The organism is Aeromonas genomosp. paramedia, from assembly GCF_023093515.1.
GTDB lineage: Bacteria > Pseudomonadota > Gammaproteobacteria > Enterobacterales > Aeromonadaceae > Aeromonas.
In genome coordinates this window covers 327,902-349,669 of the sequence record NZ_JAAROG010000017.1, presented here as the reverse complement: position 1 = coordinate 349,669, position 21,768 = coordinate 327,902, and the positions used below count along the sequence as shown (strand labels likewise).

Below are 21,768 nucleotides of genomic sequence, written 5' to 3'. Positions count from 1 at the left end.
CACTCGTCAGGCGAGCACACCTTCCAGCGCGAGCCGGGGGGCATCGGGGGCACAGCGGGCAAGCAACTGCTCCCCCGCCATGGGGCGCCCCAGCAGATAGCCCTGCAGGGTGTCGCAGCCGAGCTGGGTCAGCAGGGTGCGCTGCTCCGGGGTCTCTACCCCTTCGGCCACGATGCGCATTCCCAGGGCCTGGCCCAGGGCGATGATGGCGCCGATGATGGTGGCATCGTCGCCTCCCTGCTCCAGGGTGGCGACGAAGCCCTTGTCTATCTTGAGCTCGTTGGCGGGGAAGCGCTTGAGGTAGAGCAGGCTGGAGTAGCCGGTGCCGAAGTCATCGATGGAGATGCCGAGCCCGAGCTCTGCCAGGCGATTGAGGATGGCCAGGCTCTCCTCGGCGTTCTGCATGGCGGTGGATTCGGTGATCTCCAGGGTGAGGTGGCGCGCCTCGAGCCGGTGGCGGGAGAGGGCAGCCTCCACCACCTCCAGCAAGCCGGGGCTGGCCAGCTGTATGGTGGAGAGGTTCACCGCCACACTCCAGTCGTGATGACCCGCCTCCCGCCAGGAGCTCATCTGACGGCACGCCTCGTCGATGACCCAGTTGCCGATGGGGATGATGAGCCGGGTCTTCTCCGCCAGGGGCAGGAAGCTGGCCGGGGAGATGGCACCATGTTCCGGATGCTGCCAGCGCAGCAGCGCCTCGGCGCCGACCACCTGGCCGCTGCGGGCGTCGTACTTGGGTTGATAGTGCAGGGCGAGCTCCCTCCGCTCCAGGGCATGGCGCAGCTCCTTTTGCAGCAGGAACTGCTGGTGGGCGTTGGCATTCATGGCGCTGTCGAAGTAGTAGTAGTCGTTGCGCCCCCGCTCCTTGGCGTAGTACATGGCGGCATCGGCGTTGAGGATCAGCTCGTGCAGGCTGGTGCCATCCTGGGGATAGACGGCGATGCCGATGCTGGCGGTGATGTGCAGGCTGTGGTGCTCCCAGGGGTAGGGCTGGGCCAGGGCTGCCAGCAGCCGCTCGGCGAAGGCGGTGGTCTGGGTGATATCCCCCGGCGCCAGGGCCAGCACGAACTCGTCGCCGCCAAAGCGCGAGGCGGTGTCGCTCCCCCCAAGCAGCCCGGTGATCCGCGCCGCCACCTCGGCCAGCAGCAGGTCTCCCGTGTGGTGACCGTGGGCATCGTTGATGATCTTGAAGCCGTCGAGATCGAGAAACAGCAGGGAGAAGCTGCGCTGGCTGTGCTGGCACTCCTGGATGCGCTGCTCCAGCCGGTCGGCAAACAGCAACCGGTTCGGCAGCCGGGTCAGGCTGTCATGGAGCGCCAGCTTGAGCAGCTCGTCGTGGGCCAGATGCAAGGAGGTCGAGAGGCGCGCGGCGTGGGCATCCAGCAGGGAGAGCACCAGGGCGATGGCGAACACCGCCAGGGTCACTATGATGACCACGGTCGCTAGCCACTGGGTATCGAGGCCGGTATAGAGGGCGCCGCACAGGCTCCCTTCCGGGAACTGGGCCGCCGCCATGCCGGTGTAGTGCATGCCGATGATGGCAGCCCCCATCACCAGGGAGGCGAGGGCCTTGCGAAAGAAGGCGCGCGGCGTGCTGTTGCGCAGGCGAAACGCTATCCAGAGCGCGGCGCCGGAGGCGAGCACGGCGATCAGAATGGAGAGCACGAAGAGGCCGCGGTGGTAATGAATGCCGGGATCTATCTTCATGGCCGCCATGCCGATGTAGTGCATGGTGGCGATGCCGGCCCCCATCAGCAGGGCGCCCCCCGCGACGTGGCGCCAGGGCAGCTCGGGGCGGCTCACCAGCCAGAGCGCGAAGGCCGAGGAGCCGATGGCCGCCACCAGGGAGAGGCCGGTGAGGGTCAGATCGTAACCGAGCGCTATGGGCAGGTTGAAGGCGAGCATGCCGATGAAGTGCATGGACCAGATGCCCAGCCCCATGGCGAAGGCACCCCCCGCGAGCCAGAGGGCGGCGGCCCGGCCCTGACTCTGGCTCACCCGGCTCGTCATGTTCAACGCCGTGTAAGAGGCGAGCACCGCCACCAGGATGGAGAAAAACACCAGATCCTGGCTGTAATAACTGTCGAGCATGGGGTGGGTCGCGGTCACTGTCACTCACTCTGGGATGAAAAACGGCCTGAGCCATGGCCGGACTGGAGAGGAAAATCGGGCTGGGGATTGTACACCAGAGGTGCCCCAAACCGGCCAGCAATACGTACCAAAATGGGCCCTGGATCAGAGTAAAAGCACTGAATTTATCCCCCGATGGCAAGGCCCTCCCACGCCCAGTCCAAAGGCGGGTTCCAAATTTTCCCGCTTGAAAATGAGGGGTATGACCACAATGGTATCTGCCATTACGGCACTACCTGTGCCGATGCTCATCTTGCCTAGTGGCCGTCGCCCCACCCCCCCTTGGCTGTGTCGTCTCCCTGCGGGGGACGAGAATGTGCTTTTCCTGATAAAATAGATAGTTAGATGACTCCTTGTGCACCATTCCACAGTTTCCGTTGGGGCGGGCGGCTATGATGGGGTGGTAATCACCACCACAGGGAGCAAGCATGATCAGCCATATCGACCATCTGGTATTGACGGTGAGCGACATAGAGCGGGCGGTGGGGTTTTACAGCCGCGCCTTCAAGATGGAGCCCATCACCTTCGGGGCGGGGCGCCGGGCCCTGCGCTTTGGCAACCAGAAGATCAATCTGCAGTTGCTGGGGGAGGAGCCGCGCAACCGGGCTCAGGTGGGCTCGGGAGATCTCTGCCTCATCACCCGCTGGCCCCTGGATCAGGTGATGGCCCAGCTCGCGAGCCAGGGGGTCGAGATAGTGGAGGGGCCGGTGACGAAGAGCGGTGCCTGCGGCCCCATCGAATCTGTCTATTGCCTGGATCCGGATCAGAACCTCATCGAGATCAGCCGCTATCGCTGAGTGCCTCTGACGCATCAGGGCCGGTTTTCTTCCCCTTTGGCGAGGGCCCTGCGCAGCAGAGGGCGCAAGCTGAGCACCATGCCGATGAAGAGCAGCAGATAGCCCAGGGGCAGCAGGGCAAAGGGCTCGAGCAGGAACCCCTGTGCATCCACTGTGGAGCCTGCGAGGTTGAAGGCCACAAAGCAGCCGAGCCCGGCCAGGATCAGGAGGGCGCCTAGGGTCGTGGTCATCTGGTTGTCCTCGTTCGCGCATCAAAGAGGAGTGAGGGTGCCATGGCTGGGTGAAGTGGGCGTGAAGTGGCGCCGACATCACAGGCGATCGCCCTGATGAAAGCCACCTCGACGCATCTAACACAACAGGGCAGCCATGGGCTGCCCTGTTGCTTTGGGGAACGTTTCGGGAGTGGCGTGACTAGCAGACCCCTTGCGCCAGCATGGCGTCGGCCACCTTGACGAAGCCGGCGATATTGGCGCCGCTTTCGTAGTTCACATGGCCGTCATCCTGGCCCTGATCCACCTGGCCGTAGCGCACGCAGGTGGCGTGGATGCTGGTCATGATCCCCTTGAGGCGGGCGTCCACCTCCTCCCGGGTCCAGCAGAGGCGCTGGGCATTCTGGCTCATCTCGAGGCCCGAGGTGGCGACCCCACCGGCGTTGGCGGCCTTGCCCGGGGCGAACAGCACCCTTGATTCGTGGAAGAGGCGGATGGCGGCGGCGCTGGAGGGCATGTTGGCCCCCTCGGCCACCAGCTGCACGCCGTTCGCGATCAGGGCGGCGGCATCCGATGCATCCAGCTCGTTCTGGGTGGCGCAGGGGAGGGCGACGTCGGTCACCAGATGCCAGGGGGTACGACCGGTGAAGAACTCCAGCCCCAGCTCATGGGCGTAATCCGCCACCCGCTTGCGCTGCTCGTTTTTAAGCTCCATCAGGCGGGCCAGCTTCTGGGGGGTGAAGCCGTCCGGATCATAGACGGTGCCGCCGGAGTCGGAGGCGGTGATGACCCGGGCGCCGAGCGCCATCGCCTTCTCGATGGCGTACTGGGCCACGTTGCCCGAGCCCGACACCGAGACCCGCATGCCATCGAGGGACTGGCCACGGTGGGCCAGCATGGCCTCCACAAAGTAGAGCAGGCCGTAGCCGGTGGCTTCCGGGCGGATCAGGCTGCCGCCAAAGGAGAGCCCCTTGCCGGTGAAGACGCACTCGGCGCTGTTGGTGAGCTTCTTCATCATGCCCGCCATGTAGCTCACCTCGCGCCCGCCCACCCCGATGTCGCCGGCCGGCACGTCGGTGTTGGCCCCGAGGTGGCGATAGAGCTCCAGCATCAGCGCCTGGCAGAAGCGCATCACCTCTCCCTCGCTCTTGCCCTTGGGATCGAAATCGCTGCCCCCCTTGCCGCCGCCCATGGGCAGGGTGGTGAGGGCGTTCTTGAAGGTCTGCTCGAAGGCGAGGAATTTCAGCACCGAGAGATCCACCGAGGGGTGGAAACGCATGCCCCCCTTGAAGGGACCGATGGCGCTGTTGTGCTGGATGCGGTAGCCACGGTTCACCTGCACCTGGCCCTGGTCATCCACCCAGCTCACCCGAAACTGCACGAGGCGCTCGGGCTCCACCAGCCGCTCCAGCAGGCCGTGTTGCAGGTAGCGGGGGTGACGCGCCACATAGGGCCAGATGGAGGCGACGACCTCGCTCACCGCCTGGATGAACTCGGGTTGATGGGGGTTGCGGCTGGCCACCTGGGCCAGGAATGCCTCCTGAGAGAGGGAATGACTCATCTGTAACTCCTGTAATAAAGGGAAATTGGCCTCTTGCCAGAGAAGGGTCGGCGCCGCACCCCGCTTTATATTCGACGTTGAAAGTGAATACGGATAAAAATTTGTTTCGTGGCGGTAATTGCCGACAATGATGGCGATGACGCCGCTGCATGGCCGATACCAGGGTGATAATTCGCGCCGACGAAAATCTTTTTATGCATTTTTGGTCAATAAATAGCAAGTTTTAGTTCGTCCCTCTCGATGGGTATCCTTCGAGGCTCTCTGCGGTCGCAGGTCTGCCGCTCCAGGTGGGGCAGGGGAGAGGAGGGCCAGAGCAGGGGCAAGGGCGGGGCGAATGGGCAAGGGGAGCCTTATCTGCGAGGCCGCATCCGCCGGGCGACGGCCCTCCTCGTGGCAGATGGCAGGATCCTGTGCACGGGGCGGGGCAAGGGATGGCGCAATATGCTACTGTAGCGGCGTTTTTTTGAAGAAAGGGCGGGCTTGCCCTTTTGAAGAGACTGATTGCAGGCGCTTTTTGTAGATTCTTTTTTGTTGATTCTTTTTGTAGATTCTTTTTTGTTGATGGAACTGTATGCAGACCAACCCGACCATGACCCGGCTGACTGAGCCGACACTTCTTTTGAACTCCACTATCTGGCAGGTGACCCATGCTGGCCGATGAATCCATGCGCCTGAACAAATACATCAGCGAGAGCGGCATCTGCTCCCGTCGCGAGGCTGATCGCTTCATCGAGCAGGGCCATGTCTACATCAACGGCAAGCGGGCCGGGATCGGCGATCAGGTGTTTGCCGGGGATCTGGTCAAGGTCAACGGTCAGGTGATAGAGGCGCGGGAGGCGGACAGCCTGGTCTTCATCGTGCTGAACAAGCCGGTGGGCATCGTCTCCACCACGGAGGCGGGGGAGAAGGACAACATAGTCGACTTCGTCAACCACAGCACCCGCATCTTCCCCATAGGGCGCCTCGACAAGGACTCCCAGGGGCTCATCTTCCTCACCAACCACGGGGATCTGGTGAACAAGATACTGCGGGCGGGCAACGATCACGAGAAAGAGTACCTGGTGACCGTCGACAAGCCGGTGACCGACGAGTTTATCCGGGGCATGGGGGCCGGGGTGCCCATCCTCGGCGCCGTCACCAAGAAGTGCAAGGTGAAGAAAGAGGCGCCCTTCGTGTTTCGCATCACCCTGGTGCAGGGGCTCAATCGCCAGATCCGCCGCATGTGCGAGCACTTCGGCTTCGAGGTGACCAAGCTCGAGCGCATCCGCATCATGAACGTCAGCCTCAAGGGGCTGCCGGTGGGGGAGTGGCGCGATCTCACCGACGACGAGCTGATCGAGCTGTTCAAGCTCATTGAAGACTCCTCCTCCGAGGTGAAACCGGCCAAGGGGGAGAAACCCAAGACCCCGGCGGCGCAAACCGCCAAACCAGCCCAGGGCAAGAAGCCGCGCCGGGACGACGACCACGAGATTGGCGGGCGCCCCAATGTGCCGGGCCCGGAGGCCTTCGAGAAGAAGAGCCCCGCAGGCAAGGGCGGCGTGGGCAAGGGAGCCGCTGCTAAAGGCGCTGCTGGCAAGGGGGCCCCGGCCAAGGGGGGCAAGCCTGCCACCGCGGGCAAACCGCGCACCAACCAGGGGGGACGGCAGAAGAAGGGGCGCTAAGGCGCCCCGTCACTCGCTTTTCAACCTGCTCGATACACCGGCCCTAGGCCGGTGTATTGCTTTGTGCCGTCCGGGGCCCTTGGGTGAGGGGCGGGGCGGACTGCCCCATCACCTTGATCCCCATCGCCCGGGCGTAGTGGCGCGGATCCAGGCGCAGCACCAGCAGGCTCATCAGCGCCAGCCCCCCCAGTTGCCACTGCCAGGCGCTGGCGAAGTCGCCGCTCAGGTGATGGAGGCGGGCCGCCACCCAGGGGCCGGTGGCCGCCAGGATGAAGCCGACCCCCTGCATCAGGGCGCTGAGACTACCGGCGCGCCTGGGGTCTGGCAGGTGATCCAGCGCAATCACCATGATGAGGGAGAAGCTGCCGCCAAGGCCGGCGCCGCACAGCAGGCACCAGAGGATGGGGGCGACTTCTGGGGCGAGCCAGAGGCCGCCAAAGCCCGCCACCTGCATCACAATGGCCAGCCCCATCCAGGGGCGCCGGTCCTCCTTGCGCGCCGCCAGCAGCGGCAGACCCAGGCCGCTGGCGGTCTGGGCCAGGGCCAGCCAGGCCACCAGCTCGCCCCCCTGCTGGGGGCTCCACCCCAGCGCCAGGTAGGCGGGGGCCAGCCAGGCCACGACGATGCCGTAGCCGCTGTTGATGATGCCAAAGCAGACGATCAGCAGCCAGGCTCGGGGCAGCGCGATCAACCGCTGCTCCCCTGATAGGGGGGCGTGAGGCGCGGCGGCGGGCAGGCGCACCCGCCAGCCGAGCCAGACCAGGGCCAGCAGCACCGGCAGGCTCCACAGGGCCAGCGCCCGGGACCAGTCGAGGTGCGTGGCGAGCCTGGGGGTGAGCACGGCCCCGAGCGCCCCGCCCCCCATCATGCAGGCCGAGAAGATCCCCATCACCAGGGGCACCTTGCCCGCGAACGTCCCCTTGATGAGGCCGGGCAGTGTCCCCTGCACCAGGGCCGACCCCAGCCCGCACAGGGCGGCGCTGACGATAAGCAGGGTACCGCTCGCGAGATCGAGGCGCAGGGCGCTGCCCAGCATCAGCAGCAACAGGGCCGCACCGAGCAGGGGGCGCGGCCCGGCCTTGTCGAGCAGGGCCGGGGTGAGCAGGACGCCGACCCCAATGAGCAGCAGCGGCAGCAGGGTGACCCAGGCCAGCCTCTCCATGCCGAGACCCAGCTGGGCGTCTATCTGCCCCGCCAGGGGGCCGATGGCGGTGAGGAAGGGGCGCAGGTTGATGCCAATGAGCACCACCAGCACCAGCAGGGCGCCACTGCCGGAGGGGAGCGGGCGCTTAACCATGGGACTGGGGGCCGTAGAGGGCAGCGGCCGGGATGGGGCTCGGCAGCTTGACGAGGGGCAGAGGCGGCGGGTTGAGGGGCAGTCGCAGCCTGTGGTAACTGGCGCTGCTGTCAAAGCCGAAGGGGGCCGCGTCTTCATTGTCGAAGGCGTAGTAGACGGCGCTGATGCCGTTCATCACCAGGGCGCACAGGCACATGGGGCAGGGGTGGCCGCTGGCGTAGACCACGGCGCCCGCAAGGGGGCCCTGGCGGCTCCCCTCCCGCAGCGCCTCCAGCTCGGCATGGCGGGTGGGATCCCCCGCCTCCAGCATGCGGTTGACGGCGCTCGCCACCAGCTGGTTGTCTCGCACCAGCAGGGCTGCGAAGGGGCGGCCCCCCTGCTGGCGGTGGGTCAGGGCCAGCTGCAGGGTCTGCTCCAGCCACCCCTGATGGCTGGGGGCGGAGACGGCACTGAGGGCGTTCACTGGGCGGGCGCCGGAGTGGGGAGGCTGTGACATGGGTTCATCCTGGGAGAAGAGGGGGGTGACGGCAGCCTAACGAGCCCGCAAGTCATTTGGAAATTAAATGATAAAATGACTTTCAGTGATTTTATAAATGGAGAATCCCCCCATGGAGCGACCCTTGCTGGATCCCCACCTGCTGCAGAGCTTTGTCGCCATCGTCGAGACCGGCAGTTTCACCCGTGCCGGCGAGCGGATGCACCTGACCCAGTCCACCATCAGCCAGCAGATGCGCCGCCTCGAGCAGCAGCTCGGTTGTCCGCTGCTCGACCGATCCGGCCGCCAGGTGGTGACCACGGCCCAGGGGGAGACACTGCTGGGGCTGGCGCGCCGCATCCTGGGGCTGCTGGCCCGGGCGGGGGAGCGGGTGGGGGAGGCCAGCCATCCCCTGCGCCTCGGGGTGCCTGAGGATTTCGCCGCCGGCGCCATGACCCCTGTGCTGGCGGCCTTCGCCCGGCAATACCCCGAGGTGAGGCTGGAGGTGCAAAGCGGGCTGAGTCACGAGATCTGGCAGGCGTTCGAAGGGGGAGAGCTGGATCTGGCGCTGATCAAGCAGGGGCGCGGGCAGGGGGAGCCCATCGCCCGCTGGCGCGAGCCGCTCGCCTGGGTCGACAGCCGCGACTGGCCAGCCAGCGAGCGGGATCCTGTTCCCCTGGTGGTGTTTCCGAGCGAAGGCCTCTATCGGCGCCAGATGACCGACACCCTGGATGCCAGGGGCATTGCCTGGCGCATCGCCTACGTGAGTGCCAGCCTCGCCAGCCTGCAGGGGGCGGTGAGCGCGGGCATAGGGGTGAGCCTGCTGCCCGCCCGCTTGCTGCAGCCGGAGCAGGTGGAGCTGACACACTGGCCCGCGGTGCGTCCGGTGGAGCTGGCCCTGCACCTGGGGACGGGGGGCTCTGAGCCCCTCAGCCGGCTGTGCGAGGCCCTGATCGCGCTCTGCGACGAGGTGATGGGGGAGGAGGCAATCGTAGCGCGCTGAGAGGGACAACACGGCACCGAAGCAGTGCCGTGTTGAGACGTGCTCTGTGAAGGCCGCCCTCGTCTTGGCCCCTCAGGCCAGGGCTTGTCTGGGCACCACGGCGAGCCAGAGCTCCACCTCGCCGCTGCCGCGATCCGGGTCGAAGGCGTCGCCGTAGCGCTCAAAGTCCGGCCTGTGGGCAGAGTCGTAATCGGATTGCGCGAGCCACGCCAGCGCCTGCTGCCAGGTGTGCGGCAGGGCATCCACATGGCCCAGATGGCGAAAGACCGCATAGGTCTGGGGGCTGATGCGCATCCGGCCCAGGGTCGGAGGCAGCACTTCCAGGGCGCTCACTTCAACTGCACACATATATTCGCAGCCGCTCTCGTCGGCGCCGCAGATGACGCCGTAGGCGTGCTCCCCCAGCTGACCCGGCAGGGGGCCAAGGGCGCTGAAGTCACGCCACTGGCCACCGAAGTCGCCGTGCTGGAAGCTGTGATGGCGGCGCAGGCCGCCAAGCAGCATGGCCTTGCCGGTTTCGAAGCGAACGGGGTCTGACATGGTGCCTCCCGGGTTGTAGGAGAAGGGTTGAAGGGAAAGGGGTGAAGGGACAGCGCCGAGGTGAGCGCGTCAGTGCGCCCGGCCTTCCTCGAGCTTGCGCTCATAGTCCTGGCGGACGATGGCGAGCGCCGCCAGGGCGAGCTCCGGGGCAATCTGGTTGGTTTCCAGCAGTTCTATCAGATCCACCGCGAGTTTGACCTCGGGCGGTGCAGTTTCCAGTGACATCTTGGTTTCTCGTGGGGCAGCGGGTGCGCCATTATAGCGCCCCGGGCGGTGAAGACACGCCCCGGTTGCCCGGGGGTTGACGGGTTTCACATGTGCTGGCGCATCTCCTTGTCGAGCTCCTCGCGCAGGGCCATCAGTTTCTTGGCGTACTGCTGCAGGCTCAGCTCCTGCTCGCTCACCGGCTGCCACTGGGGCACCGGGCTCGGCTTGCCGTGCTCGTCCATGGCCACGAAGATGATGATGCAGTGGGTGGTCTTGTGGCGCTGGGGATCAGTGGGGTGGCGGCTGTAGACGTCCACCGCCAGGTGCATGCTGGTGGTGCCCGTGTGGATCACCCTGGCGTGCACCTCCACCAGCTGGCCTATCTGGATGGGGCGCAGGAAGCGGATGCCTCCCACATAGACGGTGACGGCATAGCCGCCACACCAGCCGGCGGCGCAGGCGTAGCCGGCCTGATCGATCCACTTCATCACCATGCCGCCATGGACCTTGCCACCGAAGTTGACGTCGGCGGGTTCGGCGAGAAATTGCAGGGTCAGCTCATGGGGTGGGGTCATATTGTCTCCTCGGTTCATTGCCGGTCACTCTTGCGGTAGGCCTCGGCCTGCTGGCAGGGAGGCAGGGATGACACATAGGGGCGTTCATTGCCGGTACGCTGGCCGAGGCTGGCGTACTGCTGCTGGCAGCGGGTCGTCTTGCCGCCCGCCCTGACGCAGGCGTCGATGCGCTGCTGCCTGTCTTGAATCGTCTGTTGTTGCCGGGCGTTGGCACAGGCCCGATCCAGCCCGGCCTGATGGGTGTTCCTGTCAGGGGTTGCGGCGAGCAGGCCGCCCCAGAGGGTGCCACCGAGCAGCAGTATGACCAGCTTCATCATGGGTTGTCTCCTTGCGAAGGGCGCCTCGCCATGCCCGGGGCTATGCCCCCACAATGGCCAGTGATGACAATAACAACCGCAGCGACCAGGACTCATCCAACCAGATGAACCCGCCACGAGCAGGAGCCGTCGCAACAGCCGGGGCTGGAACATCCATTCACCTTGAGTTCAGCGGCGGCGGCCCAGCATGGCATCTCATGCAAATGAGGAGGCCCCATGAAACAGATGCTGGAGCAATTGATGGGAGCTGGCAAGGGCTGGCTCAACGATGGCGGCGACACGCGCAAGGCCCAGATGAAGGGCATGGCCCAGGGGGGGCTGGCCGCCGGGGCCATGGCGCTGCTGCTTGGCAACAAGAAGATGCGCAAGTACGGCACCAAGGTGGCGGCGGTGGGCGGGGCGGCGGCCCTCGGCGGGCTGGCCTACAAGCTCTATCAGGACTGGCAGCAGAACCAGAGTGCGCCTGCTACCGGCACGCCCCATCCCCTCAACGAGCTGGCGGGCGCCGAACTGGATGCCCGCGCCAGCCTGCTGGTGCGCGCCATGGTGGCGGCGGCCCGGGCCGACGGCCACATCGACGCCGCCGAGCGCCAGAAGATCCAGGCGTACCTGACCGAGCAGGGCCAACCCGATGCCGCCCGCTGGATTGACGCCGAGCTGGCCCGTCCGCTGGATCCGCAAGCCCTGGCCCGGGAAGTGACCGACATGGAGCAGGCCACCGAGGTCTATCTCACCTCCCTGCTCGCCGTCGAGGTGGATCACTTCATGGAGCGCGGCTATCTCGACGAACTGGCCCGAGCCCTGAAACTCGATGACAACCTGAAAGCCAGCATAGAACGCCAGGTGGCCCAGCTGGGCGCACCGGGTTGAGCCCGTGCTGCCATCAGGATTGTTCACAAGGCCCCGTCATGGGGCCTTGTCGTTGGTGCCCCCGGTGAACCCCTGCCATGAAGGGATACATTCGGCGCTTCATCTTGGGGCCGACTCCTCCTATGATGGTTTTTTCCCCAGGCCGCTGGGGTGAGGTCATCAACCACAGGCAAGGAGCACCCATTGGAAATACGCAAGGCAACCGAGCAGGATCTCGACGCCATCGTCGAACTGGATCGGCAGATAGGGCAGATCCACTTCGAGCAGGCTCCCGAGGTGTTCTGCCCTCCCTCTTCCCGGCAGCGGGCGTTTCTGCTGGACGCCATCCAGAGCGAGGGGCGGCTGTTTTGTGTCGCCCTGGTGGAGGGATTGGTGGTGGGTTTTTTGAGCGCCAGGATCGACATCAATGAAACCGTCCCGTTTCTCACCACGCTGCCCGTCTGCCGCATCACGACTGTGGTGGTGGATGAACACCACAGATCCCGTGGCATAGGCAAGGCGCTGATCGCCCATTGTGATGGTTGGGCCAAGGCCCATGATGCCAGCCAGATCAAGCTGGAAGTCATGTCATTCAATGCGCGGGCCAGATCGCTCTACGAGTCTCTTGGCTTCAAGCGCCAGTCCGAGACTTACGCCAGATAAGGCTCCCCTACTGCGGCGAGCCAGTCCACAAGGCTTCGTCATGATGAGGCCTTGTCGTTGGCCTGCCGATGGGGGGCGAGCTGCTGGTGAACCAGGGCCGCCAGCCGGGTGAGGGCGGCCTCCAGCGCCGGGCTCCAGGGATGGGCGCTGTTGAGGCGCAGGCAGTGGTTGTGCTGGCCCTGGCTCGAGAACAGGGCGCCGGGGGCCAACGAGAAGCCGCTGGCCAGCGCCTGGGCATAGAGGGCCCGGCTGTCGAGGCGCGCGTCGAATGTCAGCCAGAGGAAGTAGCCGCCGTCCGGGGTCGAGATATGCACCTCGTCCTGGAAGAGGCGCAGCAGAGCCGCCCGCATCTGCTGCTGGCGCTGGGCCAGGGTGTGGCGTAGGCGGCGAAAATGGGCATCCACCCCGCCCTGGCGCAGCATGTCGGCGAGCGCCAGCTGGCTCGGCACATTGGTGGACAGCGTCGACATCAGTTGCAGCCGCTGGATGCGCTCGGCATGGGATCCGGCCACCACCCAGCCGACCCGAAAGCCCGGCGCCAGGCACTTGGTCCAGGAGCCGCACAGCAGGCTGTCGCCCCGGGCGTCCCAGCGCTTGATGGGGCTGGGGCGCTCGCGGCCAAAGTAGAGCTCGGCGTAGACGTCGTCCTCCACCAGAGGCACCTCATGGGCGTTGAGCAGCGCCATCAGTGCCTGCTTGTGGCCATCCGGCATGGTGTGACCGAGGGGATGCTGCACGTTGCCCATCAGCCAGCACGCCTTGATGGGGCGCTGGGCGAGGGCCTCGGTGAGCAGGGCGAGATCGATGCCCACCCCGGAGATCACGGGGATCTCCACCACGTTGAGCTTGAGCCGCTCTATGGCCTGCAGGGCGCCGTAGAAGGTGGGGGACTCCACCACCACCCAGTCCCCAGGCTCGGTCAGCACCTGCAGGCTTAAGGAGAGCGCCTCCATGGCGCCTGTGGTGATGATGATCTCCTGGGGGTCCACCGCCAGGCCGTCGCTGGCGTAACGCTGGGCGATGGCGCGGCGCAGCGCCTCGTTGCCGGGAGGCAGATCTGCCACCGTGCTGAAGGGATCGAGGCGGCGCATGCAGCTCGCCAGCGCCCGGCCGAGCTGGGGGTGGGGGAAGAGGGCGGGATCCGCCACCGCGAGCCCCAGCGGCACCAGCTCCCGGGATTTGCTCGCCTGCAACACCTCGAACACCAGATCGTTGATGTCCACCGAGCCGCTGTAGCGGGCCTGCTGGGCCGTGCCGGCGGGCAGCGGTGAGGTGGCGGCCTTGACGTAGTAGCCGGACTGGGGCCGCGCCAGGATGAGGCCGCGGCTCTCGAGCAGCTGATAGGCCTGCAGCACCGTCATGGGGCTCAAGTGATGGGTCTTGCAGCTCTGGCGGATGGAGGGGATGCGCTCCCCCGGCTGCCAGAGACCGCTCTCTATCTGCTGCTGCAACAAGGCAGCCAGCTGACCGTAACGGGACATGGTGCGCCCTAACTGTTATAGGTAGATTTCACTATAACTGCATCTGTTATAGGTGTCATGGCACGTGTTGTACTTAACGGGCGAAAACCTGCCTGTTAAATGCAACATAGAGAGTCATGCATGATAAGCCTGGATGATGTGGTCAGCCTCTCCCGAATACAGTTCGGCGCGACGGCGATGTTCCACTTTCTGTTTGTGCCCCTCACCCTGGGGCTGTCCTGGATCCTGGTGATCGCCGAGTCCGCCTACGTGATGACCGGCAAGGTGATCTACAAGGACATCACCCGCTTCTGGGGCAAGCTGTTCGGTATCAACTTCGTCATGGGGGTCACCACCGGCATCACCCTGGAGTTCCAGTTTGGCACCAACTGGGCCTACTACTCCCACTATGTCGGCGACATCTTCGGCACCCCGCTGGCGGTGGAGGGGCTGATGGCCTTCTTCCTGGAGTCCACCCTGGTGGGCCTCTTCTTCTTCGGCTGGGACAAGCTCTCCCGGGGTCAGCACCTGCTGGTGACCATGCTGGTGGCGCTTGGCTCCAACCTCTCCGCGCTCTGGATCCTCATTGCCAACGGCTGGATGCAGAACCCGGTGGGGGCCGAGTTCAACCCCATGACGATGCGCATGGAGCTGGTGGACGTGGCGGCGGTGATCTTCAACCCGGTGGCCCAGGTCAAGTTCGTCCACACGGTGGCGGCGGGCTATGTGGCCGCCTCCCTGTTCGTGATGGGGGTGAGCAGCTGGTATCTGCTGCGTCGCATGGAGGTGCGCTTCGCCCTGCGCTCCTTCGCCATCGCCTCGGGCTTTGGTCTGGCGGCCATCCTCTCTGTCATCGTGCTGGGGGACGAGTCGGGCTATCGCACCGGCGAGGTGCAGAAGGTGAAGCTCGCCGCCATCGAGGCGGAGTGGCACACAGAGCCGGCGCCCGCCTCCTTCACCCTGTTCGGCCTGCCGGATCAGAGCGCCGAGACCACTCACGCCGCGGTCAAGATACCCTATCTGATGGGCATCATCGCCACCCGCTCCCTGGATGAGCAGGTGACGGGTTTGAAAGATCTGAAGGCGCAGCACGAGGTGCGCATTCGCAGCGGCATGCTTGCCCACGACGCCCTGGAGGCGCTGCGCTCAGACGGTAGCAATGCCGCTGCCCGCGCCACCTTCGAGCGCCACCGCGCGGATCTCGGCTACGGCCTGCTGCTGACCCCCTACGCCGCCGATATCGGCAAGGCGGACGAGGCGGCCATCGCCCGGGCGGTCGACGACTCCATCCCCCAGGTGGCGCCGCTCTTCTGGAGCTTCCGGCTGATGGTGGGGATAGGTGTGGTGCTGCTCGGGCTCTTTGCCGCCGCCTTCCTGCAACTGTGCCGGGGCAAGCTGGTGCAATCCCCGCGCCTGCTCAAGGCGCTGTTCTGGAGCATACCGCTGCCCTGGATTGCCATCGAGGCGGGCTGGTTTGTGGCGGAGTTCGGCCGCCAGCCCTGGACCATCAGCGACGTGCTGCCGGTGTCGGCCTCCGTCTCCTTGCTGCAACCTGGGCAACTCTGGTTCAGCCTCGTCTCCATCTTCCTCATCTACAGCAGCCTGCTGGTGGTGGAGCTGTTCTTGTTGCGTCACGTGATCCGCAAAGGGCCCGCCAGCCTGCAGACGGGTCGTTATCAAGGTGAAGTATTGAAAAACGGGAGTCCCGTCTGATGGATTACGAAACCCTGAAACTCATCTGGTGGGGGCTGGTGCTCTTCCTGCTCATCGGCTTCGTGGTGATGGATGGCTTCGATCTCGGGGTCGGCATGCTGCTCCCCGTGGTGGCCAAAACCGATGAGGAGCGGCGAGTGCTGCTCAACAGCGTGGGGCCGGTGTGGGAGGGCAACCAGGTGTGGCTCATCGCCGGTGCCGGTACCCTGTTCGCCGCCTGGCCCCTGGTCTATGCCGCCTCCTTCTCGGCGCTCTACGTGCCCTTCATGTTCCTGCTGTTCGGCCTCTTCCTGCGCCCGGTGGGGTTTGACTATCGCAGCAAGCTGCCGGATCCCCTGTGGCGCCGCTGGTGGGACCGGGCCCTGGTGATGGGGGCCTTGCTGCCGACCCTGGTGTTTGGCGCGACCCTGGGCTTCTTGCTGCAAGGCTTGCCGTTTCGCTTCGACTCGGCCCTTCGCATCCACTACGGCGCCTTCGATTTCAACTGGCCGCTGCTGTTGACCTGCATGGGCACGGGGCTGGCCCTGCTGATGCTCCATGGCTGTAGCTTCCTGCAGTGCAAGACCCAGGGGGTGATAGCAGCGCGCTGCGCCCGCCAGAGCCGCTGGCTCGGCCCATTGGCGAGTATGCTCTTTGCCCTCGGTGGTTTCTGGCTCAGCCAGATGCGCGGTTACCGGATAGCGGAGATAGGGGATCTCAACAGCGCCCTGACCCCCCTGATGAAGCAGGTGACGACGGCGCCGGATGGCTGGTTTGGCAACTTCGTGGCATACCCTGTGCTCTGGGCAGTGCCTGCCCTGGGCCTCGCGCTGCCGCTCTTGAGCACGCTGGCAAGTGCCCTTGGCCGGGGGCGGCTCGCCATCCTCGCCAGTGGCGGTGCTTGCGCCGCCATGATGCTGACCGTGGCCATCGCGCTCTTCCCCTTCGTGCTGCCCTCCTCTCTGGATCCGTCGAGCAGCCTGACCCTGTGGGATGGCACCTCCAGCGAGCGGACGCTGCTTATCATGCTGGGCATAGTCGCCGTGCTGATGCCCATCAACATCGGCTATACCCTCTGGGTCTACTGGGTGGCGCGGGGCAAGATGAGTACCGAGCAGGTGCGCCAGCAGGGCCATAGCCTTTACTGACACGGGAATTGAGGAGTCTTCGATATGTGGTATTTCACCTGGATTTTGGGGCTGGGGTTTGCGCTGCTGTGCGGCCTGGTCAATCTGCTCTGGCTGGAGGCGCGCTGGGCCGCCGACGAGGATCTCAAGGAGTCTTGAGCCGCGCCATCTTGCCAATGAAAGAGGCCGACACCGGGTGTCGGCCTTGTCGTCTGTGGGAGGTTAAACCGCCAGCGCCAACTTGGCCTCGCGCCTCTCGCTGACGTGGGTCAGGCCATAGGCCAGCAGCACGATGAGGGCCCCGATCCAGGGGGTGTGCATCAGACCCAGGTGATCCACCACTAAACCACCCACCACGGATCCCAGCGCTATGCCGACGTTGAAGGCGGCGATGTTGAGTCCGGAGGCCACATCCACGGCATTGGGGGTGTGGATTTCGGCCTGTTTCACCACCAGTACCTGCAGTCCCGGCACGTTGCCGAACGCGAAGGCACCCCACACCAGCACGGTGAGCACCGCCAGCACCGGATGGGGCGCGGTGAAGGTGAGCATCAGCAGGATGAGCGCCAGACCGCCAAACATCAGCTTCAAGGCGGGCAGCGGGCCCATCTTGTCCGCGAGCTTGCCGCCCCAGATATTGCCGACGGCCACCGACACCCCGTACACCAGCAGGATCAGGCTCACCGCATTGGCACCGAAGCCGCTCACCTGCTGCAGTATGGGGGCGAGGAAGGTAAAGGCGGTGAAGGCGCCGCCGTAACCCAGGGCCGTCTTGGCATAGACCATCAGCAGGGGCTTGTGGGTCAGCACAGAAAGCTGCTCACGAATACTGGAGGCCGCGCCTTTTGGCAGGTTGCCGGGGATGAGCAGCAGGCTGCCCGCCATGGCGATGACCCCGAGTGCGCTCACCACCAGGAAGGTCTCGCGCCAGCCGAACTGCTGACCAATCCAGGTGCCGAGCGGCACGCCGGTCACCAGGGCGACCGTGAGGCCGCTGAACATGATGGCGATGGCGCTCGCCGCCTTCTCCTTGGCCACCAGCCCGGTGGCGATGGTGCTGCCCACCGAGAAGAAGACCCCGTGGGCCAGGCCGGTGAGCACGCGGGCGACGATCAGGCTCTCGTAGCCCGGTGCCTGCCAGGCCAGCAGGTTGCCGGCGGTGAAGAGCGCCATCAGGCCCACCAGCAGCCACTTGCGCGGCAGCTTGCCGGTGAGCGCCGTTAAGATCGGGGCGCCTATGGCCACCCCCAGGGCATAGAGGCTGACCAGCAGGCCCGCCGAGGGGAGCGAGACATTGAGCTGCTCGGCTATGGTGGGGATCAGCCCCACGATCACAAACTCGGTGGTGCCGATCGCAAAGGCACTCAGGGTGAGGGCAAATAACGCCAGTGGCATACAAACTCCTTGGATAGTGGCTCCCGACGGGAGAATGGCGCCAGTATGCCGATGAGCTTTGTTGGCAAAAATGACGGCAACATCAAATTACTTTTGCAAAATAAGCAGCAATGGTGCCGTGGAAGGAGGAGTGGCTGAGGCAGCAAGAGCGGCTATGCAGAGTAGCGGAAGGCAGAGACAAAGCGCGCAGCAGCAACGCGTACAGAGCGAGCCGGGAGCACAGAAGCAAGGGACAAAGGGGCAAGGGAAGGCTCTGGGGGAGCAGCACGGGCGGCAGTATGGCCGCGCAGGGCTGGATGGCGTCCAGCGCCAGATGCCTGGTGAGGGTGGGGGAGGGGAAGACGAGAAGAAGCGGGAGGCATGATGCCTCCCGCTGGGGGTCACAGACAGATCCCGGACTGCTGTTTGCTCCCTTCTCCCCTGGCGGGAGAAGGGCTGGGGATGAGGGGGATCAATCCCAGGCCGGTGCGAAGTCCGGGTTGGCGCAGCGCTCACCTCGATCCAGGGTGGCAATCTGAGCCATCTCCTCGGGGCTGAGTTTGACCTTCAGCGCAGCCAGGTTGGCGGCGAGATTCTCCCGTTTGGTGGAGCTCGGGATCACCGTCATGCCCTGGGCCAGCAGCCAGGCCAGCGATACCTGGGCCGCCGAGACGCCGTGGCGCTTGCCGATCTCCATCAGGAGCGGCTCGGCGAGCACCTTGCCATAGGCGAGCGGCATATAGGCGGTGATGGCGATGCCGTGCTCCTGGCAGAACTCAACCACCTTGCGGTTTTGCAGCAGGGGGTGGATCTCCACCTGCTGGTGGGCGATGGCACCCGGCCCCAGGATCTCGATAGCCTGCTTGAGCTGGGCCACGGTGAAGTTGGAAACCCCGATCTCCCGGGTCAGGCCCCGGGCCTTGGCCTCGGCAAGCTGCTCCAGATAGACCGCCATCGGCACCTCATCCTGGGGGGAGGGCCAGTGAATAAGCGCCAGATCCAGGTAGTCGGTGCGCAGTTTCTCCAGGCTCAGCTCCAGGCTCGGGATCACCTTGCCCGGGCCGAACTCGCTGATCCACACCTTGGTGGTCAGGTAGATATCCTGGCGGGGCACGCCGCTTTCGCTCATCAAGCGGCCCACTTCGGCCTCGTTGTCATAGATCTGGGCGGTATCGATATGGCGATAGCCGAGATCCAGACCCTGCAGCAGGGAGTCGCGCAGGGGCTGATCCTTCAGGCGAAAGGTACCAAGACCCAGGTTGGGCATCTTCATCATTATATTCCTCAAGTTATTGTTTCTACGCTCAATATTGTGTCGGCCCGTCCCCGCATCCAGGGCGGGCAGGGGCAGGCCGCAGCTGGATTCAGGCTAGTTGATAGCGGCGAACGCTGGTGCTGGCAAACCAGCCCCGGGTGCTGGCCACGAAGGCCAGAAAATGGGGCTGCTGCTGGTGGGCGCTGAGCGCCGCCTCGCTCTCCCACGCCTCGTGGATCATCCAGCCGTGGGGGCTCTCCAGGCTCTGGTGCAACTGGTAGCAAAGGCACCCGGGCTCTTGCAGGGTAGCCGCTATCAAGGGGCCCAAGGCGGCACGACACTCGGCGGCAAATTCAGGCTTGGCCTCAAGCTCGGCAATCACTGTGATGGGGGATGACATCTGCACCTCTTTGCTAATACGACGGTCAGTATGCCCCCGGCAGACTGGGGGAAACAGGGCAGCAGTCGCAAAACACTATTGAGATAAGAGCAGCAATAAATGGGCTGGGCGAGGTGTCGGCGAGGAGGCCAGGGAGGGAAAGCAACAGGGGGCGCCGGGACGCCCTCGCCATCAGGCCGCCGGTTCGGACCAGACCGCAAACTCGTTGCCGCTGGGTTCGACAAAGTGGAAGCGCCGGCCGCCGGGGAAGTCGAACAGCGGGCGGTTGATGATGCCGCCATGGTGCTGCACCTTGGCCTGGGTTGCCGCAATGTCGGCGCTGTAGAACACCAGCAGGGCGCCCCCCTGATGGCTGTGACAGCACATATCTGCGCGGTAGAAGCCGCCATCCAGCCCTTCCCCTTCGAAGGCGCAATAATCGGGACCGTAGTCGGCAAATTGCCAGCCAAAGGCGGCGGTGAAGAAGGCCTTGGTCGCGGCGAGATCCCTTGCCGCAAATTCCACATAGTTCAGTTTTTCATGGGCCTTGGTCATAAGGGTCTCCTTGTCCATGTCGGTGGTTATTTCGGTTGCCAGCGCTGTTGCGTGCGGATAGTGGAGTGGGGCAAGGCGTCCCAGGGGGTCAGCTTGAGCTGCTTGCGCCGAAACCAGAGCCAGGTCGCCATCAGCAGGCCGAACCCTATGCCGAACAGGGCGCTCTGGCGCAGGGCGAAGGCCGGGCTCACCTCATGCTGCCAGCCGAGGTACCACATCAACACCCCCCAGATGGCACCTGTTGGCAGACCAAAAGGAAGCAGGTTGACCAGAAAGCGCTCATGGTGGGGCGGTCTGAGTCGCAGGCCCAGTCTGCGCAGCAGTCTGCACAGGGGCGGATTGTAGTTGAGTTCCTGCACGCCCATGTCGGCCAGCTCCCGATGGGCTGCGGCCAGCCTGTTGTCGAATGTCATAAGATCGTCCCTGTCATGATGTGGCGCCATACGGTGCCATCTGGCGGCATTGTACTGGCAAGGGCGGAGATAAAACAGGCGGTGCGTCACGATACGAAGCGACACCTGCCTTGCCAACCTCCGGCCATTGCGCCTATAAAGCCCCATGACTCTTGCCAGGATGACAACAATGAAGACCCATTCCGATGAACTGACCCTGTTTGTGGCCGTGGTGGAGGCGGGCAGCTTTCGCCAGGCGGCGGAGAACCTCGGCATGGACAACTCGGTGGTGAGCCGCGGCATCAAGCGCCTCGAAGAGAAGCTCGCCACAGTGCTGCTCAACCGCACCACGAGGCGGGTCAGCCTGACCGAGGAGGGGAGCTGGTTCTATCAGCGGGCGGTGAAGGTGCTGACCGAGATGAGCGAGGCGGAGAGCCATCTGCTGATGCGCCGGGAACAACCCGAAGGGGTGCTGAGGGTCGATGCCGCCACCCCCTTCATCCTGCACCGGCTGGTGCCCATCATCGGCGAGTTTCGCCGCCGCTATCCCGGCATAGAGCTGCAACTGCACAGCTCAGAGGGCTTTATCAATCTGATGGAGCGGCGGGTGGACATGGCCATTCGCATCGGCGAGCTGACGGACTCCTCCCTGCGGGCCCTGCCGCTCGGGCGATCCAAGCTGCGGCTGCTCGCCTCCCCCGACTATCTTGCGAAGCGCGGCACCCCGCGCCAGCCAGCTGACTTGCTGGCGGGCCACGAGCTGCTCGGATTTTTGCACCCCGATCACCTCAACCACTGGCCCCTGCTGAGCGCCGAGCAGGGGGACAGGTTCGCCATCACCCCGACCCTGCGGGCCAGCAGTGGCGAGACCCTGCGCCAGCTGGCGCTCAGAGGGCAGGGGATCGTCTGCCTGTCGGACTTCATGACGGGGGAGGACAGGGCGAGCGGCGCCCTGGTGGAGGTGCTGGCCCGCAGCAACAGCGGCGCCTCGCGTCCCATCAACGGGGTCTTCTACTCCGATGCCCAGCGGGACATCCGGCTGCGGGTCTGGCTCGATTTCCTCAAAGAGCAGCTCGGCGCCGAGGCGTTGTAGAGGGCATGCCGACAGTGCCAAACCCCCTCCCGGCCTCCCCCTCCACGAGGGGGAGGGGTCATGTTCTCCCATCTCTCAAGGGGAGGGGGCCGAGGGGGTTTGCAGTGCCAATAAAAAGAGGCCGACATCGCTGTCGGCCTCTTTGCTTTTTTCATCT

Annotated in this window: 24 protein-coding genes; 9 read left to right on the top strand and 15 right to left on the bottom strand. The window is 65.1% G+C overall.

Translation table 11 applies throughout. The annotated features are described in order from the left end of the window. Positions 1 to 6: 6 nt before the first annotated feature. The gene (locus tag HB860_RS12105) at positions 7 to 2,109 is read right to left on the bottom strand and encodes a putative bifunctional diguanylate cyclase/phosphodiesterase (protein WP_247626812.1); all 2,103 of its coding nucleotides are present in this window, start codon (positions 2,107 to 2,109) and stop codon (positions 7 to 9) included. 449 nt (positions 2,110 to 2,558) lie between these two features. Between HB860_RS12105 and HB860_RS12100 the strand changes: the two genes are divergently transcribed. Then, positions 2,559 to 2,927 carry a VOC family protein gene (locus tag HB860_RS12100; RefSeq protein WP_247626811.1) on the top strand — a complete coding sequence of 123 codons (369 nt, stop codon included), beginning with the start codon at positions 2,559 to 2,561 and terminating at the stop codon, positions 2,925 to 2,927. A gap of 14 nt (positions 2,928 to 2,941) precedes the next feature. Here the strand turns inward: HB860_RS12100 and HB860_RS12095 are convergent, their stop codons facing one another. Both HB860_RS12095 and gdhA read right to left on the bottom strand, forming a co-directional pair. After that, entirely contained in the window at positions 2,942 to 3,157 is a 216-nt protein-coding gene (locus HB860_RS12095) for a DUF3955 domain-containing protein (protein ID WP_247626810.1), read from the bottom strand. Positions 3,158 to 3,338: 181 nt separating this feature from the next. Beyond that, a complete protein-coding gene (gdhA, locus tag HB860_RS12090; RefSeq protein ID WP_247626809.1) occupies positions 3,339 to 4,697 on the bottom strand; it encodes an NADP-specific glutamate dehydrogenase in 1,359 nt (452 codons plus the stop codon). A 647-nt stretch (positions 4,698 to 5,344) separates the two neighbouring features. Between gdhA and rluF the strand changes: the two genes are divergently transcribed. Beyond that, the gene (gene rluF, locus HB860_RS12085) at positions 5,345 to 6,358 is read left to right on the top strand and encodes a 23S rRNA pseudouridine(2604) synthase RluF (protein WP_247626808.1); all 1,014 of its coding nucleotides are present in this window, start codon (positions 5,345 to 5,347) and stop codon (positions 6,356 to 6,358) included. A 43-nt stretch (positions 6,359 to 6,401) separates the two neighbouring features. On the opposite strand, the gene HB860_RS12080 is transcribed toward rluF, so the two are convergent. Then, positions 6,402 to 7,655, bottom strand: coding sequence for a cyanate transporter (locus HB860_RS12080; protein ID WP_247626807.1), 1,254 nt, complete (start codon positions 7,653 to 7,655; stop codon positions 6,402 to 6,404). Further along, on the bottom strand, positions 7,648 to 8,151 hold the full coding sequence (locus HB860_RS12075; RefSeq protein ID WP_247626806.1) for a nucleoside deaminase: 504 nt from the start codon (positions 8,149 to 8,151) through the stop codon (positions 7,648 to 7,650). Before HB860_RS12075 ends, HB860_RS12080 begins: the two co-directional genes overlap by 8 nt. Positions 8,152 to 8,275: 124 nt before the next feature. Here HB860_RS12075 and HB860_RS12070 point away from each other — a divergent pair, with 124 nt between their 5' ends. Next, positions 8,276 to 9,133, top strand: coding sequence for a LysR family transcriptional regulator (locus tag HB860_RS12070; RefSeq protein WP_247626940.1), 858 nt, complete (start codon positions 8,276 to 8,278; stop codon positions 9,131 to 9,133). Between the two features lie 72 nt (positions 9,134 to 9,205). Here the strand turns inward: HB860_RS12070 and HB860_RS12065 are convergent, their stop codons facing one another. From HB860_RS12065 to HB860_RS12050, 4 genes are all read right to left on the bottom strand, one after another. Further along, positions 9,206 to 9,673: a GyrI-like domain-containing protein gene (locus HB860_RS12065; RefSeq protein ID WP_247626805.1), complete on the bottom strand. Its 468-nt coding sequence runs from the start codon at positions 9,671 to 9,673 to the stop codon at positions 9,206 to 9,208. A 69-nt stretch (positions 9,674 to 9,742) separates the two neighbouring features. Next, on the bottom strand, positions 9,743 to 9,898 hold the full coding sequence (gene rsmS / locus HB860_RS12060) for a pleiotropic regulatory protein RsmS (protein WP_139435937.1): 156 nt from the start codon (positions 9,896 to 9,898) through the stop codon (positions 9,743 to 9,745). Positions 9,899 to 9,984: 86 nt separating this feature from the next. Beyond that, positions 9,985 to 10,455, bottom strand: coding sequence for an acyl-CoA thioesterase (locus tag HB860_RS12055; protein ID WP_247626804.1), 471 nt, complete (start codon positions 10,453 to 10,455; stop codon positions 9,985 to 9,987). Positions 10,456 to 10,469: 14 nt separating this feature from the next. Then, a complete protein-coding gene (locus HB860_RS12050) occupies positions 10,470 to 10,772 on the bottom strand; it encodes a hypothetical protein (protein ID WP_247626803.1) in 303 nt (100 codons plus the stop codon). 216 nt (positions 10,773 to 10,988) lie between these two features. Between HB860_RS12050 and HB860_RS12045 the strand changes: the two genes are divergently transcribed. Both HB860_RS12045 and HB860_RS12040 read left to right on the top strand, forming a co-directional pair. Next, positions 10,989 to 11,642: a tellurite resistance TerB family protein gene (locus HB860_RS12045; protein WP_247626802.1), complete on the top strand. Its 654-nt coding sequence runs from the start codon at positions 10,989 to 10,991 to the stop codon at positions 11,640 to 11,642. Between the two features lie 183 nt (positions 11,643 to 11,825). Next, entirely contained in the window at positions 11,826 to 12,284 is a 459-nt protein-coding gene (locus HB860_RS12040) for a GNAT family N-acetyltransferase (RefSeq protein WP_247626801.1), read from the top strand. Between the two features lie 38 nt (positions 12,285 to 12,322). On the opposite strand, the gene HB860_RS12035 is transcribed toward HB860_RS12040, so the two are convergent. Continuing rightward, complete coding sequence (locus HB860_RS12035; RefSeq protein WP_247626800.1) at positions 12,323 to 13,765, bottom strand: PLP-dependent aminotransferase family protein; 1,443 nt, start codon at positions 13,763 to 13,765, stop codon at positions 12,323 to 12,325. A gap of 120 nt (positions 13,766 to 13,885) precedes the next feature. Between HB860_RS12035 and HB860_RS12030 the strand changes: the two genes are divergently transcribed. From HB860_RS12030 to cydX, 3 genes are read left to right on the top strand one after another with little or no spacing between them, the layout of a single operon-like run. Next, entirely contained in the window at positions 13,886 to 15,457 is a 1,572-nt protein-coding gene (locus HB860_RS12030) for a cytochrome ubiquinol oxidase subunit I (RefSeq protein WP_247626799.1), read from the top strand. Next, positions 15,457 to 16,584, top strand: coding sequence for a cytochrome d ubiquinol oxidase subunit II (cydB, locus tag HB860_RS12025; protein ID WP_247626798.1), 1,128 nt, complete (start codon positions 15,457 to 15,459; stop codon positions 16,582 to 16,584). Before HB860_RS12030 ends, cydB begins: the two co-directional genes overlap by 1 nt. A gap of 24 nt (positions 16,585 to 16,608) precedes the next feature. Continuing rightward, entirely contained in the window at positions 16,609 to 16,722 is a 114-nt protein-coding gene (gene cydX, locus HB860_RS12020; RefSeq protein ID WP_005310033.1) for a cytochrome bd-I oxidase subunit CydX, read from the top strand. 63 nt (positions 16,723 to 16,785) lie between these two features. On the opposite strand, the gene HB860_RS12015 is transcribed toward cydX, so the two are convergent. From HB860_RS12015 to HB860_RS11995, 5 genes are all read right to left on the bottom strand, one after another. Next, positions 16,786 to 17,958 carry an MFS transporter gene (locus HB860_RS12015; RefSeq protein WP_247626797.1) on the bottom strand — a complete coding sequence of 391 codons (1,173 nt, stop codon included), beginning with the start codon at positions 17,956 to 17,958 and terminating at the stop codon, positions 16,786 to 16,788. 451 nt (positions 17,959 to 18,409) lie between these two features. Next, positions 18,410 to 19,213 carry a 2,5-didehydrogluconate reductase DkgB gene (dkgB, locus tag HB860_RS12010; protein WP_247626796.1) on the bottom strand — a complete coding sequence of 268 codons (804 nt, stop codon included), beginning with the start codon at positions 19,211 to 19,213 and terminating at the stop codon, positions 18,410 to 18,412. An 88-nt stretch (positions 19,214 to 19,301) separates the two neighbouring features. After that, positions 19,302 to 19,592, bottom strand: a complete 291-nt coding sequence (locus HB860_RS12005; RefSeq protein WP_247626795.1) for a putative quinol monooxygenase — start codon at positions 19,590 to 19,592, stop codon at positions 19,302 to 19,304. Positions 19,593 to 19,763: 171 nt separating this feature from the next. Beyond that, complete coding sequence (locus HB860_RS12000; protein WP_247626794.1) at positions 19,764 to 20,126, bottom strand: VOC family protein; 363 nt, start codon at positions 20,124 to 20,126, stop codon at positions 19,764 to 19,766. 26 nt (positions 20,127 to 20,152) lie between these two features. Then, positions 20,153 to 20,539, bottom strand: a complete 387-nt coding sequence (locus HB860_RS11995; protein WP_247626793.1) for a DUF6404 family protein — start codon at positions 20,537 to 20,539, stop codon at positions 20,153 to 20,155. A gap of 169 nt (positions 20,540 to 20,708) precedes the next feature. Between HB860_RS11995 and HB860_RS11990 the strand changes: the two genes are divergently transcribed. Next, a complete protein-coding gene (locus tag HB860_RS11990) occupies positions 20,709 to 21,611 on the top strand; it encodes a LysR substrate-binding domain-containing protein (protein ID WP_247626792.1) in 903 nt (300 codons plus the stop codon). Positions 21,612 to 21,768 lie beyond the last annotated feature (157 nt).

Coding starts and splice junctions, on each gene's coding strand:
- HB860_RS12100 (WP_247626811.1), top strand. CDS start 2,559: ATGATCAGCCATATCGACCATCTGGTATTGACGGTGAGCGACATAGAG.
- HB860_RS12095 (WP_247626810.1), bottom strand. CDS start 3,157: ATGACCACGACCCTAGGCGCCCTCCTGATCCTGGCCGGGCTCGGCTGC.
- gdhA (WP_247626809.1), bottom strand. CDS start 4,697: ATGAGTCATTCCCTCTCTCAGGAGGCATTCCTGGCCCAGGTGGCCAGC.
- rluF (WP_247626808.1), top strand. CDS start 5,345: ATGCTGGCCGATGAATCCATGCGCCTGAACAAATACATCAGCGAGAGC.
- HB860_RS12080 (WP_247626807.1), bottom strand. CDS start 7,655: ATGGTTAAGCGCCCGCTCCCCTCCGGCAGTGGCGCCCTGCTGGTGCTG.
- HB860_RS12075 (WP_247626806.1), bottom strand. CDS start 8,151: ATGTCACAGCCTCCCCACTCCGGCGCCCGCCCAGTGAACGCCCTCAGT.
- HB860_RS12065 (WP_247626805.1), bottom strand. CDS start 9,673: ATGTCAGACCCCGTTCGCTTCGAAACCGGCAAGGCCATGCTGCTTGGC.
- rsmS (WP_139435937.1), bottom strand. CDS start 9,898: ATGTCACTGGAAACTGCACCGCCCGAGGTCAAACTCGCGGTGGATCTG.
- HB860_RS12055 (WP_247626804.1), bottom strand. CDS start 10,455: ATGACCCCACCCCATGAGCTGACCCTGCAATTTCTCGCCGAACCCGCC.
- HB860_RS12050 (WP_247626803.1), bottom strand. CDS start 10,772: ATGATGAAGCTGGTCATACTGCTGCTCGGTGGCACCCTCTGGGGCGGC.
- HB860_RS12045 (WP_247626802.1), top strand. CDS start 10,989: ATGAAACAGATGCTGGAGCAATTGATGGGAGCTGGCAAGGGCTGGCTC.
- HB860_RS12035 (WP_247626800.1), bottom strand. CDS start 13,765: ATGTCCCGTTACGGTCAGCTGGCTGCCTTGTTGCAGCAGCAGATAGAG.
- HB860_RS12030 (WP_247626799.1), top strand. CDS start 13,886: ATGATAAGCCTGGATGATGTGGTCAGCCTCTCCCGAATACAGTTCGGC.
- cydB (WP_247626798.1), top strand. CDS start 15,457: ATGGATTACGAAACCCTGAAACTCATCTGGTGGGGGCTGGTGCTCTTC.
- cydX (WP_005310033.1), top strand. CDS start 16,609: ATGTGGTATTTCACCTGGATTTTGGGGCTGGGGTTTGCGCTGCTGTGC.
- HB860_RS12015 (WP_247626797.1), bottom strand. CDS start 17,958: ATGCCACTGGCGTTATTTGCCCTCACCCTGAGTGCCTTTGCGATCGGC.
- dkgB (WP_247626796.1), bottom strand. CDS start 19,213: ATGATGAAGATGCCCAACCTGGGTCTTGGTACCTTTCGCCTGAAGGAT.
- HB860_RS12005 (WP_247626795.1), bottom strand. CDS start 19,592: ATGTCATCCCCCATCACAGTGATTGCCGAGCTTGAGGCCAAGCCTGAA.
- HB860_RS12000 (WP_247626794.1), bottom strand. CDS start 20,126: ATGACCAAGGCCCATGAAAAACTGAACTATGTGGAATTTGCGGCAAGG.
- HB860_RS11995 (WP_247626793.1), bottom strand. CDS start 20,539: ATGACATTCGACAACAGGCTGGCCGCAGCCCATCGGGAGCTGGCCGAC.
- HB860_RS11990 (WP_247626792.1), top strand. CDS start 20,709: ATGAAGACCCATTCCGATGAACTGACCCTGTTTGTGGCCGTGGTGGAG.